The 21,079-nt window shown below is 58.9% G+C and carries 20 protein-coding genes; 15 read left to right on the top strand and 5 right to left on the bottom strand.

The genetic code is table 11. From position 1 onward, the window contains the following. Positions 1 to 18 precede the first annotated feature (18 nt). The 4 genes from PW947_RS06025 to PW947_RS06010 all read left to right on the top strand — a co-directional run bounded on the left by PW947_RS06025 (position 19) and on the right by PW947_RS06010 (position 3,997). Positions 19 to 510: a MaoC/PaaZ C-terminal domain-containing protein gene (locus PW947_RS06025; RefSeq protein ID WP_299630154.1), complete on the top strand. Its 492-nt coding sequence runs from the start codon at positions 19 to 21 to the stop codon at positions 508 to 510. Between the two features lie 40 nt (positions 511 to 550). Continuing rightward, positions 551 to 1,921 carry an MFS transporter gene (locus PW947_RS06020; RefSeq protein ID WP_299630153.1) on the top strand — a complete coding sequence of 457 codons (1,371 nt, stop codon included), beginning with the start codon at positions 551 to 553 and terminating at the stop codon, positions 1,919 to 1,921. A gap of 228 nt (positions 1,922 to 2,149) precedes the next feature. Further along, entirely contained in the window at positions 2,150 to 2,647 is a 498-nt protein-coding gene (locus PW947_RS06015) for a porin (protein ID WP_299630152.1), read from the top strand. A gap of 18 nt (positions 2,648 to 2,665) precedes the next feature. Then, positions 2,666 to 3,997, top strand: coding sequence for an MFS transporter (locus PW947_RS06010; RefSeq protein WP_299630151.1), 1,332 nt, complete (start codon positions 2,666 to 2,668; stop codon positions 3,995 to 3,997). 39 nt (positions 3,998 to 4,036) lie between these two features. Here PW947_RS06010 and PW947_RS06005 read toward each other — a convergent pair whose 3' ends face one another. From PW947_RS06005 to PW947_RS05990, 4 genes are all read right to left on the bottom strand, one after another. Then, the gene (locus PW947_RS06005) at positions 4,037 to 5,509 is read right to left on the bottom strand and encodes an MmgE/PrpD family protein (protein ID WP_299630150.1); all 1,473 of its coding nucleotides are present in this window, start codon (positions 5,507 to 5,509) and stop codon (positions 4,037 to 4,039) included. Between the two features lie 49 nt (positions 5,510 to 5,558). After that, complete coding sequence (locus tag PW947_RS06000) at positions 5,559 to 6,488, bottom strand: FAD-binding protein (protein WP_299630149.1); 930 nt, start codon at positions 6,486 to 6,488, stop codon at positions 5,559 to 5,561. Further along, positions 6,485 to 7,237, bottom strand: a complete 753-nt coding sequence (locus tag PW947_RS05995) for an electron transfer flavoprotein subunit beta/FixA family protein (protein WP_299630148.1) — start codon at positions 7,235 to 7,237, stop codon at positions 6,485 to 6,487. Before PW947_RS05995 ends, PW947_RS06000 begins: the two co-directional genes overlap by 4 nt. 146 nt (positions 7,238 to 7,383) lie before the next feature. Next, complete coding sequence (locus PW947_RS05990; protein ID WP_366146096.1) at positions 7,384 to 8,124, bottom strand: TetR/AcrR family transcriptional regulator; 741 nt, start codon at positions 8,122 to 8,124, stop codon at positions 7,384 to 7,386. 499 nt (positions 8,125 to 8,623) lie between these two features. Between PW947_RS05990 and PW947_RS05980 the strand changes: the two genes are divergently transcribed. From PW947_RS05980 to PW947_RS05955, 6 genes are all read left to right on the top strand, one after another. Then, a complete protein-coding gene (locus PW947_RS05980) occupies positions 8,624 to 9,547 on the top strand; it encodes an AraC family transcriptional regulator (RefSeq protein WP_299630146.1) in 924 nt (307 codons plus the stop codon). Positions 9,548 to 9,999: 452 nt separating this feature from the next. Then, a complete protein-coding gene (locus PW947_RS05975) occupies positions 10,000 to 11,217 on the top strand; it encodes a porin (protein ID WP_299630145.1) in 1,218 nt (405 codons plus the stop codon). Between the two features lie 114 nt (positions 11,218 to 11,331). Beyond that, positions 11,332 to 12,573 carry a cytochrome P450 gene (locus PW947_RS05970; RefSeq protein ID WP_299630144.1) on the top strand — a complete coding sequence of 414 codons (1,242 nt, stop codon included), beginning with the start codon at positions 11,332 to 11,334 and terminating at the stop codon, positions 12,571 to 12,573. 280 nt (positions 12,574 to 12,853) lie between these two features. Then, positions 12,854 to 13,612 (top strand): glucose 1-dehydrogenase, encoded by a 759-nt coding sequence (locus PW947_RS05965; protein WP_299630143.1) that lies wholly within the window; start codon positions 12,854 to 12,856, stop codon positions 13,610 to 13,612. A 402-nt stretch (positions 13,613 to 14,014) separates the two neighbouring features. Beyond that, a complete protein-coding gene (locus PW947_RS05960; RefSeq protein ID WP_299630142.1) occupies positions 14,015 to 14,311 on the top strand; it encodes a DUF4148 domain-containing protein in 297 nt (98 codons plus the stop codon). A 23-nt stretch (positions 14,312 to 14,334) separates the two neighbouring features. Next, positions 14,335 to 15,111 (top strand): FadR/GntR family transcriptional regulator, encoded by a 777-nt coding sequence (locus PW947_RS05955; protein ID WP_299630141.1) that lies wholly within the window; start codon positions 14,335 to 14,337, stop codon positions 15,109 to 15,111. On the opposite strand, the gene PW947_RS05950 is transcribed toward PW947_RS05955, so the two are convergent. Continuing rightward, positions 15,108 to 16,043, bottom strand: a complete 936-nt coding sequence (locus PW947_RS05950; protein ID WP_299630140.1) for an AraC family transcriptional regulator — start codon at positions 16,041 to 16,043, stop codon at positions 15,108 to 15,110. The two genes, PW947_RS05955 and PW947_RS05950, sit on opposite strands and share 4 nt — an antisense overlap. A gap of 236 nt (positions 16,044 to 16,279) precedes the next feature. On the opposite strand from PW947_RS05950, the gene PW947_RS05945 reads away from it, so the two are divergent. The 5 genes from PW947_RS05945 to PW947_RS05925 all read left to right on the top strand — a co-directional run bounded on the left by PW947_RS05945 (position 16,280) and on the right by PW947_RS05925 (position 21,078). After that, entirely contained in the window at positions 16,280 to 17,080 is an 801-nt protein-coding gene (locus tag PW947_RS05945) for an SDR family oxidoreductase (RefSeq protein ID WP_299630139.1), read from the top strand. Between the two features lie 4 nt (positions 17,081 to 17,084). Further along, positions 17,085 to 18,083 (top strand): LLM class flavin-dependent oxidoreductase, encoded by a 999-nt coding sequence (locus tag PW947_RS05940; protein ID WP_299630138.1) that lies wholly within the window; start codon positions 17,085 to 17,087, stop codon positions 18,081 to 18,083. Between the two features lie 113 nt (positions 18,084 to 18,196). Beyond that, on the top strand, positions 18,197 to 18,667 hold the full coding sequence (locus PW947_RS05935) for a MarR family transcriptional regulator (RefSeq protein ID WP_299630137.1): 471 nt from the start codon (positions 18,197 to 18,199) through the stop codon (positions 18,665 to 18,667). Next, positions 18,664 to 20,814 carry an FUSC family protein gene (locus PW947_RS05930; RefSeq protein WP_299630136.1) on the top strand — a complete coding sequence of 717 codons (2,151 nt, stop codon included), beginning with the start codon at positions 18,664 to 18,666 and terminating at the stop codon, positions 20,812 to 20,814. The genes PW947_RS05935 and PW947_RS05930 overlap by 4 nt, the downstream gene beginning before the upstream one ends. 54 nt (positions 20,815 to 20,868) lie before the next feature. Then, positions 20,869 to 21,078 (top strand): DUF1656 domain-containing protein, encoded by a 210-nt coding sequence (locus PW947_RS05925; protein ID WP_299630135.1) that lies wholly within the window; start codon positions 20,869 to 20,871, stop codon positions 21,076 to 21,078. Position 21,079: the final 1 nt, after the last annotated feature.

Genomic DNA, 21,079 nt, shown 5'->3' with positions numbered 1-21,079 from the left:
CTTCCACGGGAGAGCAACATGCCGATACTGCTAAGAGGTATCGAAGGGATCAAGGCTTACTCGGGCTTTCGCCTCGGCAAAAGTAGCTGGATGGAAGTGAGTCAGGACATGATCAATGCCTTCGCATCGGCGACCGACGACTGGGATTGGCTATCTGTCGACGAAGGACGTGCGAGACGTGGGCCGTTCGGCAAGCCCGTCGCGCAGAACACGTTGATCCTGAGTCTGGTCGTGCCGTTGTTGAACGACGTGTGTGTCCTGGAGGAACTCGGGATGAATGTTATTCACGGTATCGACCGGTTGCGTTTTCTTGGGCCCGTGCCTGTCGACTCTAGCGTGCGTCTCGATGTGGCCGTCAAAAACGTCGATGTATCGGATGAGCGCGGCTACTGGGTGCTGGCTTGCAAGATGGAATGCGATCTCAGTGACATGCCGGTGCTCGAGGCCGAAATCGTGTATTGCGTCGGACCGGCTTTGCACGAGCCGAACAGGATCGCGGCAGTCGGATGATTCTGTGTCGCTACCAAAAAACAAAACGCAGGAGACAACGATGATTCGAACCGAATCCATCGACGTAGAGCAATTTATCGAGGCGAACGGACTGTCCGGTTTTCATGGCGTGATCATGGCGCTATGTTTTCTTGTCGTGCTGATCGAAGGTGTGGATATTGGCTTGATCGCGTATATCGCGCCGGCCGTTCGCCATGAGTGGGGATTTTCCCTTGTCGAATTATCGCCTGTCTTTGCGGCTGCGCTGATCGGCACCGCTATAGGATCATTCGTCTTCGGTCCGCTTGCCGACAGGTTCGGACGACGTCCGATCGTGATCGCGTCCGTGTTGTTCTTTGGGGTGGCTGCAATCGCAACGCTGTTCTGTCACAACGTACATCAGCTGGCGCTTGCGCGTCTGATTGGCGGACTTGGATTTGGCGGGGCGGGGCCGAGTGTCGTAGCGCTAGTCGCGGAGTTCGCTCCACCGAAGTGGAGAATGCAATCCGTCAGTGTGATGTTCACTGGACCCGCACTGGGCTCCGCACTTGGCGGACTGATCGCATCTCACCTCGTGCCGGCATACGGATGGCGCAGCATGCTGGTTCTTGGAGGCGGAGTACCACTCGTTCTCGTGCCGTTTCTGATCGCCTGTCTTCCCGAGTCGATGTACTTTCTCGCAGTCAAACACCGTAATGGTCAAGCGCGCATTCGTGCTATTGCGAAACGAATCTCCAAAATTGCCATAGGCGACTCTCTCGTGTTCAGCGCCCGTCAGGAGAAGAATCAAAAGGGCATTTCGATTCGCGAGCTGTTTGCACCGGAATTCGCATTTCGCACATTGTTGCTCTGGATAACCGCGTTCGCGGGCAATTTCGGGCTGTATCTTCTCTGGAACTGGTTGCCGATCATCCTGACGGCAGCGGGCGGCTCGATCAAGGCGGCGTCGGTTGTCACCGCGATGCATTCGATTGGTGGCGTCGTCGGCACGCTGTGTCTGGGTTATCTCGCGGGACGGGTGCGCTCACAGCGGTTTTCCTTGCTGCTTACCGGCACGTATGTGGTCGCTGGAGTAATGATCATTGCAGTTGGCCAGATCTATGCGATTGCATCATTGGCTGCCTGTACCACCTTTCTGGTCGGATTCTTTCTTACCGGGTCGAATTCCAGTGTCAACGGATTAGGTGCGTTGCTGTATCCGACTGCGATGCGCGCGACAGGGCTAGGTTGCGTTCTCGCGCTGGGAAGAATAGGCGCGATCTTTAGTACGCTCGCAGGTAGCTTCCTGTTATCGACAGGGTGGAGCTACGACCTGATATTCGAGGCGATCGCACTGCCGGCTTTTGTCGCCGCGATTGGAATCGGTGCGATGTATGCGGGCACGCGTTTGTTGCCTGCGGTGCGCGAAGGCGTACCAGAACGCGTTCACTGAGCTCGCCTCCAGACCATCGCCTCACTATCCGAAGACTGAAACGCGCGCGGCCGGTTCGCCTCGCGGCTTCACGTCGTCATCTACATTCATGTTTTTGGTCGCGCCGACTATTGTGCCAGCCCGCACGGAAAAAGCGCGCTGAAGCGTGTCGGTTCGCGCGCCACATTTTTAACGCGGAATCTTCTCCATGACCGGAATCGCGCGCCCAAAGAAGCGCACGCTGTTAGCGTGCCTGATCGCGTCGTCTGCGACGACGACCGCGCTGGCATCGTGCATACGGAAGATACCGACGGCGCGGGCGGATACGAAGCCATCGATGGCGGCGCCGCGTATCGGATATCAAAGGTGAAGCTCTCGTTCGACTACGAATACGACAAAAACAGCAGTAGTTACACCGCTAGCGGCGCCGCCGGGCAGGTCAAGCGCTACTCGCTTTACAACCTTGCCATGTCGTATTACCCCACGCCTGCAAGTCGAGTGGTCGCCGGGGTGACGAAACTTGTCAACACGTCCGACAATCTTCCGGAGTCGCAGAATACGTATATCTATTCTGTGGCTGCTTATTACTCGCTGTCGAAACGGACGACGTTATACGCGGACTTTGCCCAGCTAAAGAATAGAGGCGGCTCGGCGCTTTCTTTGGGCGGTGCGCTGTACACGGGAAGTATCGCCGCGCCCAACGCGACCAGCCGAACATTTCAGGTTGGCGTGAAAACCTATTTCTAGGCGCAATTAAACGGTTCCTTGAGAGGAACCCGAACACGCATTGCCAGCGACAGGGAGAAATCGATGCAAGGGAAAGTTGCGACCGCAGAATGCGCCGCCGACAGCGTTGCCAGTCGAGCGAACACATTGCGTGCGAGAGGAGTCGTGCTCGGCGCAGGACTCAATCTTTTCATGGGAACGGGACAGATACTGCTTTTCAGCTTCGGCGTTTTCGTCAAGCCAATCATTGCGGACACGGGATGGTCGAGATCCCAGATAAGTGCCGCGGTCCTTTGGGGACAATTGTTGATAGCGCTGCTGGCGCCGCTGACGGGACTCGCGGTGGACCGCTTCGGCGCAAGGCGGGTTGCGCTTTTCGCGGGTCCGTTGCTCGGCGTCGGCGTCATGCTGATCGGTTTGCTTGCCGACAGTGCTGCAAGTTTTGTGTTTCTGTTCGCGTTCGCGTTTCTACTCGGCGCGGCTCAGGTGCCGGTGCCCTACGTCAAGGCGGTGTCTAACTGGTACCGGAGACGGCTCGGGCTCGCATTGGGTTCGGCGATGATTCTAAGCGGTGCTGGCGTGGCACTTATTCCGCCGTTGGCTGCCGCGTTGATCGATGCGTTTGGATGGCGGATAGCTTACGTTGCACTGGCGGTCATCGTGTGGGTTGTGAGCATTCCGTCGGTTGCATTCCTGCTCCACGAACCACAGTCTGACGCGGTAACGTCAGATCACGAGGCGCGTCGGGTGCGCCCCGACGCGATGCAGGGAATGACCTTGGCGTGCGCGTTACGGACACGTACGTTCTGGTTGATTGCGATCAGCTTCTATCTGATTTCCGTCGTGGCGGGCGCGGGCACGCATGTGTTGCCAATCATCCTGTCCGATGCGGGCTTTCACGCACAACAAAGCGCGTTCGTGATGACGATCGTCGGCGTCGCGATGGTCGTTGCCCGTTTCGGCTTCGGCATGCTGCTCGACCGCTTTCACGCGCCGCGTCTTACTGCGGTCGTGTTCGCGGGTGCGGGAATCGGTTGTTTGTGTCTGACCACAGGTCTTTCCGTAACGACGGTATGTGCTGCGGCCATTCTGATCGGATTGGCATTGGGTGCGGAGGTCGATGCGCTAGCTTACCTCGCGTCCCGCGCATTTGGACTACGGCATCTAGGTGCGATCTACGGCGCACTGATGTTCTGCTTCAGTTTCGGTCTTGGCTGCGGCCCTGCGTTATTCGGTCAGGTCTTCAAGTACACGGGTAGTTACCGCGATGCCTTCTGGATGGCTGTCGCCGCTGCTTGCATGGCGACCGTGGCGATTCTCGCGGTACGGCGCAGCGACCTCGTGGACACGCACGATCGCACCGCTGAATGACATGAGTTCATTCGTATCGATGCGATCTTTCTGCGAACTCTAGGAGGCCGAGCCCGGCATGGCCCGCGCCAGCGTGGTCAGACATTCTGCCAGGCGCTCGATCGATGCTTCGTCGAGGGTCATGACCACGTCGATGAGGTCAACCGCGGCTTTTGCGAGCGCCGGTGTTCCTTCGCCGCGTGGGTCGAGGCCGATCATCGTATTGAACTTGCCGTAGATCTGCTCGTCGGAAAACCGGGTTGCCGTTGTCCATGGATCACCTTGTGAGTGATCGGCGGTGGCGCTGAAGACCTGTCCGCGTGCATGTATGTCGACGCCGCCCGGCACGCCGCGCCACTGACCACCCGTCATCCACTCGCCGATGTTCGCCGAGCTCGGTTCCGGCATGACCTCCACGCGTTTGCGAAAGGCGGCGATGCGCTCGTCGCTCATGGTCTTGCCGTCATACCATCGCGGGCCGGGGGGGACGTCGTATGCGACCGCGGCGACGGCGTGAGCATGGCTGAATTCTGCGCTGAGGGTATCGCGCGGTTGCTGTTCACGGAAGATAGACGTCAACGCAAAGGGATTGGCCCGCACGACGACCCGTTCGATTTCATCGGCTCTGAGCTCGTGACGCGCGCGCAATTGCGTGAATGCGGTGAGAGGATGATGGATCCAGCGGCAACATGGCCACGGCTTATAGGTTGTGTTGAGAATTTGCCAGTCGGTCCCGAGGCCAGCCAGCAGCGCGTCGTCGTCGTGCGTGGGGGAGCCGTAGAACTTCCAGAAAGCATTGGGGCCATCGAGAATGTCCTTGAAGCCTGTGCTTCCCAACCGTGCAAGCAACGCCGCGGATACGCCGGTCTCGGCGCACCAGCCGGCGTCGGCATATTTGTACATAGGCTGTTCGACGGATTCAGCCCATTTTCTGAGCGTTGGCTGGGGAGAATTGCTTCCGCCAATCCCGAACGCATGATTGGCCTCGTTCGCATCGAGACCGGCGATATGCGTCGAGGCGCCGATTGCGGCCCATGTGATGGTCGCGGCCGGACCGCCCAGTTCGTTCCACCCGATTACCTTGCCGTTATCGATCTGCATCGGCGCGCCCATCCAGCTGCCGATCCGTGCGCCGACGTCGAAGCCGACAGCGATGGCCGTCAGCAGATCGCGTCCGCTACGCCGGTATCGTTCGGCGAGCGCGAGCGCGGAAAAGACCGTAGCGTTGCCAAAGTGCGTGGACGTTGGAAACGTGTCGTCCGCATCCAGCACGTTGGCCAGTCGCGCGTTTGCATACGCGGCAGCGGTGACCGAACTGCGTTGGGTCTTGCCGAGAACCGTCGCGTCTGGATTGCCCCCGAGGGTAGCGACATATTCGAGCGCGATGCGTCCGCTCTCGGTGCCGACCGCACCCAGTGCGCAGCCTAAGGTATCGAGAAAGAGCCGCTTGCTCTCGGCGACAACGGCAGGCGGCAATTCGTCGAAGCGGGTGTTCACCGTGAAGTCGGCGAGTCTTTGCGTCAAGCTGGTCATGTCTCGTTCCTGTTTCGCTAAGCTCAAGGTGCTGCCGGGACCGACTCGCTCAAATCGCGCTTTCGAGTTGAGGCAAGACGTCGAAGAGATCGCCCACCAGACCGTAGTCCGATACCTGAAAGATGGGCGCGTCCGCGTCCTTGTTGATTGCAACGATGATTCGGGAGTCTTTCATGCCGGCCAGATGCTGGATTGCGCCGGAAATTCCGATCGCGATGTACAGCTGAGGTGCGACGATTTTTCCGGTCTGGCCGACTTGCAGGTCATTCGGCGCGAAGCCCGCGTCGACGGCTGCTCGCGATGCGCCGACGGCTGCGCCAAGCTTGTCCGCGAGAGGGTAAAGCAGACTGAAGTTTTCGCTGCTTTGCATACCGCGACCACCGGACACGACGATCTTCGCAGCGGTCAGTTCAGGACGATCACTCGCGGCGCGTTGCTCGTCGACAAGCACGGACAGGCCCAAGTCATCTGTACGCTCGACCCGTTCGATAGGCGCCGGCGCCTGGCCGGCATTCGCCGCATCGAAAGCAGTGCCGCGCACGGTGATCAGTTTGATCGCAGCAGACGACTGAACCGTTGCGATCGCATTGCCAGCGTAGATCGGTCGTTTGAATGTGTCGTCGCTGACGACTTCGATGACATCGGAGATCTGATCGGTGTTGAGCAGCGCGGCGACACGTGGCAACAGATTCTTGCCGTGACTGGTAGCGGCTGCGAGCACATGGCTATACGCGGGCGCGATTGTCGCGATCACCGGTGCGATGTTTTCCGGAAGTTGATCTGCGCAGGAATCGTGGTCTGCCAGCAGTACGCGTGACACTCCATCGATTTTCGCCGCGGCATGCGCGACTTCGCCGACGTTCCGACCCGCGACCAGCATGGTGACATCGGCGCCGATCTTACGCGCGGCAGTGACGGTGTTCAGTGTGGCAGTGCCTAACGTGCCGTCGTGGTGTTCGGCGATGACGAGAATAGTCATTGGATTACCCTGGCTTCGTGCTTGAGCTTTTCGATCAACTCGGCCACCGACGCGACCGTGACACCCGCAGTCCGCGTTGCAGGGGCTTCCACTTTGAGCGTCTTGACGGTTGACTTCATCGACACGCCGAGTGAGTCGGCACTGATTACATCGAGCGGCTTTTTCTTTGCTTTCATGATGCTCGGTAACGTCGTATAACGCGGCTCGTTCAGTCGCAGATCTGCGGTGACAATAGCCGGAAGATTTAGCGCAACGGTCTGCAAACCGCCATCGATCTCACGGGTGACGTTAATCTTGTCGCCGGCAATGTCGAGCTTCGATGCGAAGGTGCCTTGCGGATAACCCGTCAAACCCGCCAGCATCTGACCGGTTTGATTATTGTCGCTGTCGATCGCCTGCTTGCCGAGGATCGTGATGCGCGGTTGCTCTTTGTCGACGATCGCTTTTAGCAATCGCGCCACCGCTAATGATCCAGGCGCTTCGTCGCTCTCGATCAGAATCGCGCGATCGGCGCCGAGAGCGAGTGCGGTGCGCAACTGCTCCTGGGCTTGACTCGGGCCGATCGACACTACGACGACCTCGGTGGCGATATCTCTTTCCTTGAGCCGAACGGCCTCTTCCACGGCGATTTCGCAGAACGGGTTCATCGACATCTTGACGTTCGAGAGGTCCACGCCGCTGTTGTCTGGCTTGACGCGAACCTTGACGTTATAGTCGACCACGCGCTTGATAGGGACCAGAATTTTCATGCTATCAGCCTCATCTTCACCACTCCGTTTTCAACCTGGGACATAGCCCGAGTTGACCACTTATCATCGAGCGGCGCCAATAGCATTAAATGCTGATGTGATCGAAGAAACGTATGGAAGGGCGTGCGCAACCTTGCTGCGCAAGTCTATTGAGGCGCGACGCTGATCGCTTTCCACACCACTTTCGTTGCGATGCGAAATGCCGCGACGTCGAATCCACTCGGCCCCGAACGCCGCAGAAAAACGATCAGACCTTCCCAGTGCGAATAGAGCAGTGCGCCACGCAGACGGCATTCTTCGACAGGCAGCGTGTCGTTGATCTGTGCCACGAGCCCACTGAACAGCGCCTGAAATTCCTTGCTGACTTCGACCATCAGGTCCCGTACTGCCGGTTGATGTTCCGCCAGGCACCAGCACTCGAATGCAAAGGGGCTTACGACGTTATCGCTATCGGTCAAAGCATCGAATACGTCATCGAGTACGGCTTCGAGTCTCGCACTTGCGGAGAGTGATGCATCGCTGGAAATCGAGCGGTATTGCTCGAGGTATCGCCGTGCGACCTCTTCTATGGTCGCGATCAGCAGTGTGTCCCGGCTGCCGAAGTAATGCTGCAACGTACCGAGACGTATCTGCGCTTCAGCCGCTACGCGTCGCTGTGTAAATCCTACGTTTCCTTCGGAAGCGAACACGCGGATCGCCGCCTCGAGAATTTCCGGTACACGTGTCGAACGATTCCCGCGCTGGCGCGCGGGCGACTGCGAATCGTGCCCGCCGAGTTCCGCGGAGCTGAGGGACAGGTCTTTCATCTTCGACACTCGATGAGGTGAGCCGGGGTCGCCGCGGGCGATTGCCCGCCATCGCGATCGCATACCGTAGTGGTTGGTCACGTGTATTAGAAGCGCTTTTTGTTAATGCGGAAGATAGGTGAAAACACTTAAATTCCGGGTAAGCACTAGCGTTGAATTTCTTGATAATGGGTCAAGTGACCACTATTATTTGGTCAACGGACTAAATATGTAGCGTCACTTCCCACGAAGTCCCGGTCTTGATGGTGTGATTCAGCAGCACGGAGTTTGGCATGGACAGCGGCACAACCCCCTTACGTTGGTTAGTCGAAAAATGGCTTCAACCTACCGCGGCGACCCCCGCGCGGGTCAGTCGGGTGAAGTCTCCGCGGACGCGTGCAACGCGCTGTGTCCGTGTCGAAATCAACCGTTCGTCAGACGTATTCTCGGTCTTTTTCTTCCGGCATAACGACGGTTCGTGGTACGTCTTTCCGCCTCACGCGGATTGTCCCGCGATGAACGAATACCGCTTCGGAAACTGAACGAACGCCGACAGACGATCATAGTTAAAACACGAGATCTTTTTAGTGGGTCGTCTCAAGTGGATCTGTTGACCGATATCGTCAGACTGATGCGCCCTCAATCGGTCTTATGGCGCACGCTCGAAGAGCGGGGGCGCTGGGGCATGAGCGTGCCACAGCGCGACGAGCCGGTCTTTTGTCTCGTCGTCGCCGGACAATGCTGCCTGGTCCCGCCTAATGGCCCCTCAGTGCTGATGAAGCAAGGTGACTACGTGATGTTGAATGCGTCGTCACGATACAGTCTCGGCAGTGGAATGGACGTCATGCCGGTCGTCGCCGCTCTCGCCGCCGACGCGGGTCACACGGACTATGTCCGATGGAACGATGGCCAGGATGGAGAGGAGGTCAGGCTCGTCGGCGGCTATTTTCAGGTTGAACCCGAGCACACCGAGCTCCTTGCGAGTCTGCTACCAGATCTTCTCTACCTGCGGTCCTCCGACGAGGAAGCGGGACGTCTTACACGTATCGTCGAGTTGATCGGCGAGGAATCGCTATGCGAACTCGCAGGTCGTGAGCTCGTCATGGGACGGTTGGTCGAGATCATGCTGGTCGAGGTACTGCGGCGTCCGATGCTGAGAATCGAAGGTCAACGAACCGGTTGGTTGAGCGGAATGGCCGACCCGCAGATTGCGATGTCGTTGCAGAAGATGCATGCCGATGTCGCGCATCATTGGACTGTGGACATACTTGCAAAGCAGGTCGGCATGTCACGCGCGGTGTTCGCACGCCGCTTCTCCGAATGTGTGGGCCAGGCGCCCGCGACCTACCTCTCGAACTGGCGCATCGCGGTAGCAAAGGATGCGCTGCTAAACAGCGACCGGTCTGTGAACGAGATCGGACTAGCGATCGGATATCTGTCTGACAGTGCGTTTAGCACAGCGTTCAGCAGGATCGTCGGATGCTCTCCGGTTTCGTTTCGGCGAGAAGGGCGGAGGTCGCTCTAAGCGAGCTATCGTGCGATCTGCTCGATCAATCGTTTTTTAGTATTGTCCCTTCTTATCGGCACGCCTTATCTTTTGCACATCATCAGGTCTTGCGGTCACGCCCGATCTACGACCGGGAGTGACCCTGACGGACGGTTTAACGGATTTGCAAAGAGAGCGCGATATGCGGACTGCTTGCACTGTTTCGGACGACGCGATTTCCATGTCATGTCTCGGGCGAAAACTGCCGGGCGACCTGGCGGCGTGCGCCACTTTCCACGCTCATCATCGTTCTTTCCATATACCTCACCGCATCGTTGTCCCTGAAAACCCGGGAGTGTCAGGGTCTTGACCCGTTTCACCAGAACGAGTCCAAAAAAGGTACTGACAAGAGACAACGTCGACGATAAAAATAAAAGTCTTGCATAACCTGAGAGTTTTAGAGACCTATTAAATTAAATATGGAGACATGTATGAACTACCGGAGCTTGGTATTGGCGTCGGCCGCCCTGGTCGCGACCCAGGCGGCATCTGCCCAAAGCAGCGTCACGCTTTACGGCGTGATCGACTATGGATTGAACTTCGTCAACAACGCACAAAGCGTAGTGAATGGCGCTCGAGCGGGCCGCCATCAATACACGATGAGTAGCAGCATCATGCAAGGCAACCGGTGGGGGCTGCGCGGTACGGAAGATCTCGGCGGAGGATACAAGGCGATCTTCGTGCTGGAGAGCGGTTTCGATGTCGGTACTGGCAACTTTCAGCAAGGCGGCGATCTGTTCGGCCGGCAGGCGTATGTCGGCGTGTCCACCCCGTATGGTTCGATTACGCTTGGGCGCCAATACGACTCAGTCGTGGATTTTATCGGGCCGATTACCGGCGCTGTCGGGAACGGTACCTATTCATTGCATGGTAACGACATCAACAATTTCGGGAACACCTATCGCGTCAACAACGCGGTCAAGTTCACATCGAACACCTATGGCGGTTTCAGATTTGGCGGGCTCTACAGTTTTGGCGGCGTAGCGGGGTCGTTCGGCACCAACAGCGTGTTCTCGTTGGGCGGTTCTTATGGATTCGGCGGGCTCACGGTCGCCGCTGCATTTCTCCGTGCACGTGATCCCAATCGCTCGTTTTGGGGAAACAATGTCAATAGCTCGACGACTGCGAGCAATCTAGGCTCGATTTCCGGCGTGCAGGTGAACCCCGTATATGGCGGCTTTGCTTCTGCATCGACATATCAGGTCGCAGGCGCTGCCGTGCAATACGCGCTTTCCAATCTCGTCGTCGGGGCAACTTACTCTCATATCAGCTTTCGTGATCTGAACGACCCGGCATCGGGGAACCTCGCGCTCACGAATCCTCGTGGCTATACCGGCAATGCGTCGTTCAACAGCTATTCGGCCTTCGTGCGTTATGGGATTACACCGTTTCTGTGGGTCAACGGATCCTACGACTATCTGACCGGCGGTGCGATCGACGGGAGAGAAGGTGCGAAGTATCACCTGATCAACGCGGACATCGACTACTTCCTGTCGAAGCGCACGGATGTCTATTTCATGGCGGATTACCAGATCGCATCTGGCGTCAACTCGACGGGACAGCCGGCAGTGGCGTCCTATCTCACGATCACCCCATCCAATAGTGCCCGACAGCTGGTTCTGCGAGTTGGGATGAGACATCTCTTCTAAACCGCCGTGTCGTGTCTACCCGCCGGGAAGATGACTCGCGGGAATTGTCGCCTTTCATTGCGAGGTCGGAGCGGACTCGCCAAGTGATCACCCTATAAAGAGAGAGTGCCGAACATGTCTACTCAGGATGCAGAAATCAAGTGCCCCTTTGCGCATCAGACTTTTCCCTGGCCTCGCGACGCGCATGCACCACTCGATCCGCCGTCGCAATATGCCGCTGTACGTGATGAAGGACCGATGGCGAAAGTCGAACTCTGGGATGGAAGTTCGGCGTGGATCGTCACGGATATGGAACACTTTCGGGAGGTGTTGACCAACCCGAGTTTCAGTGCGTCTCCGCTTGTCGCGGGATTCCCTTTTGTCGCGCCGGCGCGCGCAGCGCAGTCGAAGTCGTATCAGACATTTATTACGATGGATCCACCTGAGCATGGTCACTATCGCCGCATGCTGACCAGAGAGTTCATGGCGAAGCGCATGCAGGAATTGCGGCCATTGGTGCAGCAGTCGCTCGACACGCTGCTCGATCAGATGGAAAAGAAAGGCGCGCCTGCCGATTTCATTAAAGACGTGGCGTTGCCGCTGCCGTCATTGGTGATTTCGATCATGCTCGGCGTGCCCTACGAGGATCACGCAAAGTTGCAAAAGTGGAGTGCCGATCGTATGGATCTGGCAATTGCACCGGAGGCCTTGACGCGTTCCGCGAAAGAAATGACGGACTATATCGATCAGCTTTTGCGCGAGAAAGAAGAGAACCCGGGCGATGGAAGCGATTTGCTGGGCAGGCTTGCGGCCGAATGGGTGAATCCCGGAAAGCTGCCGCATGCAGAAGCGGTTCGGATGGCGACCTTGTTGTATCTGGCCGGTCATGAGACGACGGCTAACCAGATCGGCTTGGGATTGCTGAGTCTATTCCAGCATCCTCAGCAGAAGGCAGATCTGATCGCGGATCCCTCGCTGGTGCGAGCGACAGTCGAAGAGATGCTTCGTTTCCATTCCATTACGCATATGAACTCGAACCGCGTCGCGACCGAAGACGTCACGATCGGAGGGCAACTGATTCGCAAGGGAGAGGGTGTGCTCGCGCTGTTGCATGCAGCGAATCACGATCCGGTCGCATTTCCGAATCCTGAGCGCTTCGATATTCACCGCGAGAACAACGGACAGTCTCATGTAGCGTTCTCGTTTGGAATCCACCAGTGTCTGGGTCAACCCCTGGCCCGACTCGAACTTCAGGTCGTGTTTGAAACCTTGTTCAAACGCTTTCCCAATTTGCGTTTGGCCGTCGAATTCGATGCGCTGCCATTCAAGAGTCAATCGTTCGTTTACGGTCTGCGGGAACTGCCGGTGAGTTGGTGAAACGACATGGCTGACGCTCGTACTCATTGAAACGATCTCGATCGGCGACGCGTTGTCGTGGCGCCGGTCGGACCCACGCATTCGACACCTGGAGTTGCTAGTCATGAACTGGAGAATTTTTGACGTGCTTCATTTGCGCGACGGCATCAGCATTCTTGTGGCGCTACTTGCAGACCTGGCGATCACGGCGTAGCCGCCAGGATACGTTGTGTCTTCCAGCGATCCGGGAAATGGCCCGTACTCCGTGCAATGCCATCCCAACGCATGAAGGAAAAGGCAGATGAGCAGGACATTCGATAAGAAGGTGGTACTCGTGACCGGCGGCGCATCGGGCATTGGTCGGGCGACCGCGATCGCCTTCGCGAAGCTCGGCGCAGCAGTGGTTGTCGCGGATGCGGATGCGCAACGCGGACCCGAGGTCGCGCATTACATTACCAGCGGCCTCGGTGAACAGTCATTGTTCGTAAGCGTGGATGTGACCGATCCCGACTCAGTGCAAAACATGGTCGAGAGCACGGTTAGCCGGTTTGGCAGGTTGGACTGCGCGTTCAACAATGCGGGCGTTCCCGATAAAGCGAGCAGTTTGCGGGTGTCGGATCAAGCAAACTGGGAGCGCGTGATGTCGGTCAATCTTGAAGGCGTATGGCATTGCATGAAGGCCGAACTCGACCACATGCTCGCTGCGGGAGGAGGGGCGATCGTCAACAATGCGTCGCGCTCGGGTCTCGTGGGCGTCCCCAGCGACGGCATCTATGGTGCGGCCAAGCATGGTGTGATCGGTCTGACGAAGGCTGCGGCCGTCGAATTTGCGTCCAGCGCGATCCGGGTCAATGCTGTTTGTCCGGGTCTCGTCGAGACGGCCCTCACGCAGGCGAGATTCGGTGACGAACTCGTGTCGCGCTCACGGCAGGCTAATCCGCTCGGACGGATGGCGCAACCCGAGGAGATCGCCGAAGCAGTTGTCTGGTTGTGCTCCGATGCGGCTTCCTTTGTTGTCGGCGTGGCGCTGCCGGTAGACGGCGGAGCGACGGCTCGATAACTACCCGGCTTTTCCGATTCGTTTGACCTGATTTCCGTGCATCGACGCTGAGCGCCGATGCACGCTTCGCGTCGTCCGCCGACGCGCGGCGGGCGACGCGATATCGCTGAACGCCTGCATTTCCCTTTTCGGGAATCCGCCCCCGGCCTGCTACGTGCTCGCCTGTCTGGACGCGTCCTTGCGTCGCCGTGCCTCCCACCACCTATATTGAAAACGCGCCAGCCCGGCTTCGTCCGGCGGTGATGTATTGGCACGTCCGGCGGAGATGCAAAAAACACCGATCTACTGTTGCGGATAACGTAATAGTTAATTTGTAAAAATCCGCTTAATCGAGTTCGTCCGTGTCGCTACACTGATTTGAAAGGTAGGTCCATTGAAGCAAATCTATTCGGGAGTTTCATCATGAAATCCACAATCCATCTCGTGGTCGCGAGCGTAGTCCTGTCGGTTCCGCTGCTGGCATCTGCGCAACAAGCTGACATGCAGCGTAGCCACGTCCGCAACGAACTGTTATCGCTCGAACAGGCGGGATATTCGCCCAGCTATCCAGCGAGTCTGACTGCTGCCGAGGTCCGTCTGTCTGGCGGGGCTGGGGCGGACCAATCGGCTGGTGGTTACGGGATGTCGGTGCACGGATCGACACAAGCGGGACGCGCTACGAACGTGAATACGGCGCAGTCGATCTATTTCGGTCTCTAAGCGCGCAAAGGCGAACCCGGTCGATGCAAAGATCATTTGAAAGCGAGTGCGGAGATAGTCTGGGATCCCAGGCGAAAAGTTCGCGCGCGAAGGCTTCCGGTTCACAGGTGTCGTCGCCACGAGTCGGCGACCGGATCCTGGACGATATCCGTCTCAGGTTGAGTACGGGTGAACTCGCTCCCGGCGACAAGTTGCCGAGCGAGCGCGACCTCGCGGAACAGTTGGGTGTCAGCAGAAACGCAGTCAGGGAGTCGCTGCGTGTGCTGGAAGCGAGCGGTGTTCTGACAATCCGGAAAGGGCACACGGGAGGCGCTTTCATCAGCAACGGCGATCTGAACGTCACCGTCTCCGGGTTAGGCGACGTTTTGCGGTTGCGCGGCGGCCAGGTGAGCGAAATATCGGAAGTCCGGCTCTGGATGGGCGACGTGGTTGCACGTGCCGCGTGCGAACGCCGCACGCCATCCGATCTCGAAAGGTTGCGCGCCAATCTGGAGCTGGTCGAGCGAAAACAGATGGCCGGCGATCTAAACGGCAGCCTCGCCGCCGCGGCGGCCTTTCACGTGATTCTGGCGGAGTGCAGCCACAATTCCCTTCTCGTTCTGATGATGGAAACGATCATGGGTATCACGTCGCAATTTGCGACCGACTACGGCATCAACGCGAGCGAGTTCGCCATGAACGAGCGGCGCGAAATCGTCGATGCAATCGAGGCGCGGAAAGTATCGAAGGCGAGTGCAGCGATCAAGGCCCATCTGGACAACGTCCACACACGCTATCGAAACGCGGTCGACCAGTTCTAGATAGGCGCGTTACGCTGAGTGTCCCGGAACTGCCGTGGTGAGCAGCCGACAGCGCGCTTGAAAGCCGTGCTGAATGCGCTATCGGAGAGATAACCGATCGCCAGGGCGATGTTCGCGACGGAGCGGTCGCTGTCCAGAAGCGCGTCTTTGGCAATCGCCAGACGCCAACTCGATACGTAGGCGCCGGGAGGAACCCCCACTTTTTCGCAGAACCGCTGAACAAACGCCGACCTGGACATCCCGACGTGTTGCGAAAGCGTCTCGAGCGTCCACTGTCTGGCGATGTCGGCGTGTATTGCTTGCAACGCCGTCGCGATTCTTGGGTCGGACAGACCGCCAAGCCAGCCTTTTTGCTCGGTGGCCATCCGTTGCATCGGGTGGCGAAGAATTTCCACCAGCATGAGCTCGATCAATCGCCCCATCACAAGGTTGTGGCCGGGGAGGGCGCAGCCGGCCTCGTTGGCGATCAGGCCGATCAGCGGATGCAACTGGCCAGCATCCTCGTCGCCAAAACGCACGTGGACCAGTTCGGGCAGCAGTGCAGAGGTGAGCGCAGCCTGCTCCGGCGCGACCTGAAAATAGCCGCCTACCAGGCGAGTCGTTTCTGCCAGAGGCTCGCCCTGCCAGCGTACATAGCCTTGCGGGTCTTCGGTCTGCGAACGCGTAGACAGATCGTCCAGATCACGGACCACGTCCATATCGCTCACCACGCGGTAGCGGTGGCCCTGCGTCAATAAAAGGTAATCACCCTGCCGCATGAAAAGCGGCGTGCCCACATCGGGAACGTACCAACAGGTTCCCGCCGTGACCAGGCTGAACCGCGGCAAATCAAGCGGGGGAACAATCATGCCCCAGCGCCGGTTCGATTCGATGGTCTTCCAGTCCAGAATCTCCGGTCGCAATAATCGAACGATATCTGCAAGCAGGTCCATTTAAACCACTCGGGTGAGGCCGGCTTTCGTCCGGACGTTTGCAGTCATGGGCATAGGACGCGCGAAACGGTTCCATGCGCGTGGCGATCTTGCCGCTCCAGGTCGCTCGGAACCGAGACTGCCATCGCAACGATTATATATGGACGATTGATAAAGTATTAGATACGTTTGACGATGGATCGTCCGTTTTCCATCCATTACTCTAGGCATCTGTCGATTCACACAAGGAGCCGGGAGTGAGTGATCTCAAGGATCGGATTGTTATCGTAACGGGAGCCGCTCAAGGAATGGGGCGGGCCATTGCCATTGAAGCGGCGCGACAGGGCGCGGCCTGGGTGACCGTGGCCGACCTCCAGGAGGAGCGTGGAAAGGCCGTTGAAGCAGAGGTCAAAGAGGCGGGTTCGAAGGCGCTATTCATCAAGACCGATCTGTCGGTGACAGAGTCCATCCGGAACATGATCGAACAAACCGCGCTGGAAGCGGGTGGTATCGACGTCCTGGTGAACAACGCGGGTGTGACAGACGACGCGCTGACCGGACGGCAGCCGGGCGTGGAAGACTTGCCCGAGGAAGTCTGGGACAAACTGATGTCGATCAACCTCAAGGCCATGTGGCTCGCAACCAAGTTTGCGGCGCCGTACCTGCGAAAGTCGACCCGTAGCCCCGCGATCGTCAATGGCGCGTCGGTCGCCTCGACGGTGGCTTACCCGGGGTTGCCCGCTTATGCTGCCAGCAAAGGTGGGGTGGTCATGCTAACGAAGGCGACCGCTGTCGATCTCGCTGACGGCGGAATCCGTTGCAACGCCTACGTGCCCGGCGCGATCGACACGCCGATGCTCAGTGCGAGTGCCGGAAATGCCAGTGACCGTGCTGCTGCGGAATCCCGACTCTGGGGACCGCACCTGATCCGCCGGTTGGGACGGCCTGAGGAAGTTGCGAAGCTGGTGTGCTTTCTCGCGTCGGACAGTGCCTCGTTCTCGACAGGTAGCACCTTCAACGTCGACGCGGGAACGTTGGCGTGGCGTGGCGTCCGGTAAATCGATGATGAAAGCCGTGAAGCTTCCTATCAGCATTCTGGACCTGGTGCATGTCGTCCAGGACTGCGATCTGAACGACGCACTGAGCGCTTCGATGGAGTTGGTGCAACTCGCCGATACGTTGGGGTTCAAGCGTGTGTGGTATGCGGAACACCACAACACGCCCCATCTTGGCGCCAGTGCCACGGCGATCCTGATCGCGCGTGCGGCCTCGCTGACGCGCAATGTGCGGCTGGGCGCCGGCGGCATCATGCTGCCCAATCACTCGCCGTTGCACGTCGCTGAAGCATTTGGCACGTTGGCGCGCTTCTTCCCTGATCGGATCGATCTGGGACTCGGGCGCGCCCCCGGCACTGATTCGATGACGGCGGGCGTTCTCGGGCGCTCCGGTTCTGATCCGGACAGTTTCATTCGCAATGTACGGGATCTGAACGGCTGGTTCAGCGATACGGGCGTGGCGCACAGTCTTCCCGTGAACGGCGGGGTCGCTGCCGGAACGCGCGTGCCTGTGTGGATACTGGGCTCCAGTTTTCAAGGGGCCGCCATCGCAGCGCGCATGGGTTTGCCATTTTCCGTTGCGTCCCATTTCGCCCCCGATGACCTTCATCGTGTGCTTGATATCTATCGCTCCCAGTTCAGGCCGGACGCGCCCACCGCTCAGGTGGATCGACCGTATGTCATGGCCGGGATCAACGTGATGATCGCGCCGTCGGACAACGAAGCCCAAAGTCTCTGGACCACGGCGCAGCAAATGATCTTCGATGTCCGCTCGGGCCAACGGCGACCGTTGCAGCCGCCGGTAGCGTCAGGCGCATTGCCGGCGCACGTGCATGCTTTCGCCGAGTCAATTCTCGGCATCAAGGCCGTCGGCTCCCCGCAGACAGCGGCCCGGGCGCTCGAGGATTTTGCCAAAGCGACCGGTGCCGATGAACTGATCGCGATGACGTATGCATACGACCCGGCCGACAGATGCCGGTCGATGCGTTATCTCGCCGGGCTTTGAACTGGCAGGCAGTCGAGCCAGCCAGACTTTCCGTCAACCGCGCGTCCTTCTACGGACACCCGCCGGCTAATCGATAGTTAGCTAGCAAAGAAAGTTTCGATTCTTAAAAACACATGTCCGATCTTCACTCCCTCCGCCTCGCTGTCGGGAGTGCCCTCGTCGTAGCCGCACGAAAGTGGCGGCGCACGGTTGACGGTGCACTGACCGCGTACAACATCTCGGAAGCGTGCGCTTCTCCATTGCTCATCACCGCACGCATCGGCGAGGGCATTCATCAGGTCGCCCTCGCGGAGCAGGCCGGCATCGAAGGCCCGTCGCTCGTGCGCCTGCTCGACCAGCTCTGCGCTGCCGGTCTCGTTCGTCGAAAGGAGGATCTCGATGATCGCCGCGCAAAAACGATCTGGCTCACAGAGGAGGGGCGGGCGCTCACAACGGAGATCGAAGAGAACTTGCTTGATCTGCGTGAGCGGATGCTCAAGGGTGCGAGCCGCGAAGACCTGGAAGCCACGATGCGCGTCCTCAATGCGGTGAATGCCCCGGATTTATCCGTCGGCGCAGGACCGCAAGCGACAGGGAAATCATGATCTACCCATCCTTGCGAGACTGGCTTTTCTCGGTCAAGACCTTTGCCGCGTCGATGCTCGCGCTCTATCTGGCGCTCATCTTCCAGTTGCCGCGCCCGTACTGGGCCATGGCCACGGTCTATATCGTCTCGAATCCGTTCGTTGGCGCAACGCGCTCGAAAGCGCTGTATCGGGCCCTAGGCACGGCGCTAGGCGCCGCAGCAGCAGTCTTACTGGTGCCCCCATTCGTCGAGACACCTCTGATTCTTAGCGTACTAGTTGCCACGTGGACCGGCACACTGCTTTACCTGGCGATCACGGACCGCACGGCGCGCAGCTATGTGTTCATGCTTGCGGGATACACCATGCCGATGATTGCGTTGCCTGCGGTGTCCGACCCAGGAACGGTGTTCGACGTGGCGATCGCACGTACCGAGGAAATCACGCTCGGGATCATCTGCGCGAGCCTGGTGGGTAGCAGCATCCTGCCAGGCCGCCTCGCGCCCACGCTAATCGAGCGTGCCGACGCGTGGTTTCGCGATGCTGCTTTTTACTGCCGCGAGATGCTTTCGGGGAATCTGTCTGGTGAGGCGATCTCTGCGTGTCGGCAGCGCATGGCGAGCGCGATCAATCAATTCGAGTTTTTGCTCAGTCAACTGGGTTACGACGACGCGCATCCGGAAACTGTCGCGCGCGCACAAGATCTGCGTGGCCGCATGCAGCTATTTCTGCTGATGATCCCGGCGCTCGCCGACCCGCTTTCTGCGATGTTCCGCGACGCTCACGTGCGCCCAGCGGGACTCGACGCGTTGCTGGCCGATGTCGTCCGCTGGTTCGATGACCTGCGGAGTTCGCCCGATGCCGACATGCCCGACGACGGGAGCGATCCGGTCGCCGGTGACTTGCGCGCGCGCATCGCCATACTTCAGCCCGCCGCTGATTCACTCGCTCACTGGGAAGACGCGCTGCTTTCGAACGCACTGTGGCGTCTGCGCCAGGTGATCGACGTGTGGCAGGACTGCTGTAGCTTGCGCGCGCAGGTTGTTCACCCGCGGCGCGCATGGCGGCCACGGTTCCGGCATTGGCGGTTAGGTGGCACGGATCGCTTCTACGATCGCGGCATGATGTTGTTTTCGTGTTTTCTGCCAGTCAGCGCGATTCTCGTCGCCTGCTGGTTGTGGATCGGCTCGGGCTGGCATGACGGGGCGGGTGCGGTGACGCTGGTGGCTGTGTCCTGCTGTTTCTTCGCCCCGCTCGACGAGCCCGCGCCGATGGTGTTCCGGATGTTCGTCGCGACGGTCGCGAGCTTGCTGCTCGCGGGGCTGTATCTGTTTGTCGTGCTTCCCACGGTTCACGACTTTCCGATACTCGTGCTGTTGTTCGCGGGTCCGTTCATTCTTATCGGAACACTGATTCCGCGGCCGCAGTTCAACATGGTGACGATGATCGTCGCGGCTAATCTGGCGACATACATCAGCATTCAGGGTGCCTACGATACTGACTTTCTGGCATTCGTGAATGGCAATGTCGCGGGTGTTGCAGGTCTGCTGTTTGCCTATATCTGGACTCGCATCACGCGCCCGTTTGGTGTCGAATTCGCAGTGCGGCGTCTGCTGCGCTCAAGCTGGGTCGATGTGGCACGGTCTGCCGCGCCCGGCCCGCTGGTCGATCCGCGCAACCTCACTTCGCGCATGCTCGACCGCTTGATGCAACTTGTGCCGCGTTTGCGGTCTCTGGATGGACAGACTCATCCGGCCACCGACAGCTTCCGTGATCTGCGCGTCGCGCTCAATTCACTCGACTTGCGCCGGTTACACCGCAAGCTCGATGGGGAACTGCCGACGGCGATCGACCGCGTGCTGGTGGGTCTCGCCAACTACTACATGCGCTGTGCCAACGGGAGCGAGCGGCAGCACGCGCCGCTCGCGTTGCTCGAGACTCTCGACGATGCGCTGCATTGCGTGACAGCGCGCGGGACCGGACACGCCGGGGAGGGTGGCGCATCCAGTGTAGAAGCGCCTATGGATGGCGTTTCAGCGCCGCGCATTCGCACTTCTCAGCGCTCGCTGCGCGACGCGTTACATGCACTGGTGGGATTACGTTTATCGCTGTTTCCGGCGTCTGCGGGACCGCGCCCGACCGATGACGTACCGGACACACGCGCATGAATCCGCAACCCTCAGGCCACACGCCTTTATCCGTCTAGTTTCGAGACCCGCACCATGATTGGCGAAATCGACGTCTTCGGCGTCTTCGTACCGGCCGTACTTGTATTGATGCTCGCGGCATACCTCATCAACGTCGTGATCGGCAAGGTGCTGACGCGGACTGGCTTTTACCGGCTCGTCTGGCACCGTTCCATTTTTGACCTTGGCCTTTATATTTTTGTGCTTGCGATCGTCGTAGTCGCATCGCATCGCTTTGTGAACTAAC

The organism is Paraburkholderia sp. (assembly GCF_028283785.1).
In the GTDB taxonomy this organism is placed as follows: Bacteria; Pseudomonadota; Gammaproteobacteria; order Burkholderiales; family Burkholderiaceae; genus Paraburkholderia.
The sequence above is the reverse complement of the archived record's forward strand: the minus strand, read 5'-3'. Positions and strand labels throughout refer to the sequence as shown.

Excerpts from the sequence above, each read along its gene's own strand:
- PW947_RS05975 (WP_299630145.1), top strand. The coding sequence starts at position 10,000 with ATGAACTACCGGAGCTTGGTATTGGCGTCGGCCGCCCTGGTCGCGACC.
- PW947_RS05955 (WP_299630141.1), top strand. The coding sequence starts at position 14,335 with ATGCAAAGATCATTTGAAAGCGAGTGCGGAGATAGTCTGGGATCCCAG.
- PW947_RS05995 (WP_299630148.1), bottom strand. The coding sequence starts at position 7,237 with ATGAAAATTCTGGTCCCTATCAAGCGCGTGGTCGACTATAACGTCAAG.
- PW947_RS05925 (WP_299630135.1), top strand. The coding sequence starts at position 20,869 with ATGATTGGCGAAATCGACGTCTTCGGCGTCTTCGTACCGGCCGTACTT.
- PW947_RS05935 (WP_299630137.1), top strand. The coding sequence starts at position 18,197 with ATGTCCGATCTTCACTCCCTCCGCCTCGCTGTCGGGAGTGCCCTCGTC.
- PW947_RS06020 (WP_299630153.1), top strand. The coding sequence starts at position 551 with ATGATTCGAACCGAATCCATCGACGTAGAGCAATTTATCGAGGCGAAC.
- PW947_RS05940 (WP_299630138.1), top strand. The coding sequence starts at position 17,085 with ATGATGAAAGCCGTGAAGCTTCCTATCAGCATTCTGGACCTGGTGCAT.
- PW947_RS06000 (WP_299630149.1), bottom strand. The coding sequence starts at position 6,488 with ATGACTATTCTCGTCATCGCCGAACACCACGACGGCACGTTAGGCACT.
- PW947_RS05960 (WP_299630142.1), top strand. The coding sequence starts at position 14,015 with ATGAAATCCACAATCCATCTCGTGGTCGCGAGCGTAGTCCTGTCGGTT.
- PW947_RS06005 (WP_299630150.1), bottom strand. The coding sequence starts at position 5,509 with ATGACCAGCTTGACGCAAAGACTCGCCGACTTCACGGTGAACACCCGC.
- PW947_RS05965 (WP_299630143.1), top strand. The coding sequence starts at position 12,854 with ATGAGCAGGACATTCGATAAGAAGGTGGTACTCGTGACCGGCGGCGCA.
- PW947_RS05950 (WP_299630140.1), bottom strand. The coding sequence starts at position 16,043 with ATGGACCTGCTTGCAGATATCGTTCGATTATTGCGACCGGAGATTCTG.
- PW947_RS05930 (WP_299630136.1), top strand. The coding sequence starts at position 18,664 with ATGATCTACCCATCCTTGCGAGACTGGCTTTTCTCGGTCAAGACCTTT.
- PW947_RS06025 (WP_299630154.1), top strand. The coding sequence starts at position 19 with ATGCCGATACTGCTAAGAGGTATCGAAGGGATCAAGGCTTACTCGGGC.
- PW947_RS05970 (WP_299630144.1), top strand. The coding sequence starts at position 11,332 with ATGTCTACTCAGGATGCAGAAATCAAGTGCCCCTTTGCGCATCAGACT.